1 protein-coding gene is annotated in these 740 nt (G+C 64.9%); it reads right to left on the bottom strand.

The genetic code is table 11. The features are described 5' to 3' along the window. A partial coding sequence (locus BIV24_RS30815; RefSeq protein ID WP_107459829.1) for an IS256 family transposase occupies positions 1 to 740 on the bottom strand: 740 nt, incomplete at both ends.

The raw sequence follows: 740 nt of genomic DNA, 5'->3' as shown, positions 1-740 counted from the left end.
AGAATGTGTATAAGAGACAGCCTTATTTCTGTGTCGAATTGGAGGAAAGGTACGAACTCGGCCCAGGCGTTCTCCCACAGCCTCACGATCGCTGGATACTTCCCGCCCCAGGCGTCACTGAACTCCAGGAACCGTTCCGTGGCGGCGTCCTCGGTCGGGGCTGTGTAGACCGGCTTGAGCGCCTTCGAGATCTTGTCCCAGTCCTGCCGGGCCGCGTAACGGAACGACGCCCGCAGCAGGTGAACGACGCAAGTCTGCGTGATCGCCTGCGGCCAGACCGCCCCGATCGCGTCCGGGAGGCCCTTGAGGCCGTCGCAGACGACCATGCAGACGTCTTCCGTGCCGCGGTTCTTGATCTCGGTCAGCACCTGGAGCCAGTACTTGGCGCCCTCGCCGCCGTCGCCGGCCCACAGCCCGAGGATCTCGCGGGTGCCCTCGACCGTGACCGCCAGGACCACGTAGATCGGCCTGTTGGCCACCTTCCCGTCGCGCAGCTTCACGTGCACGCAGTCAATGAACAGGACCGGGTAGACCGAGTCGAGGGGCCGGTTCTGCCATTCGTTCATGCCGTCGATCACCTTGTCCGTGATCGTGGAGATGGTCGTCTTGGAGACTTCGGCGCCGTAGACCTCCGCGAGATGGGCGGAGATCTCCCCGTGGGTCAGGCCGCGGGCCGACAGCGAGAGCACCATCTCATCGACGCCGGTCAGCCGGCGCTGCCGCTTCTTGACGATCTGCGG

Source organism: Streptomyces colonosanans, assembly GCF_001866645.1.
Lineage (GTDB): Bacteria > Actinomycetota > Actinomycetes > Streptomycetales > Streptomycetaceae > Streptomyces > Streptomyces colonosanans.
The sequence above is the reverse complement of the archived record's forward strand: the minus strand, read 5'-3'. Positions and strand labels throughout refer to the sequence as shown.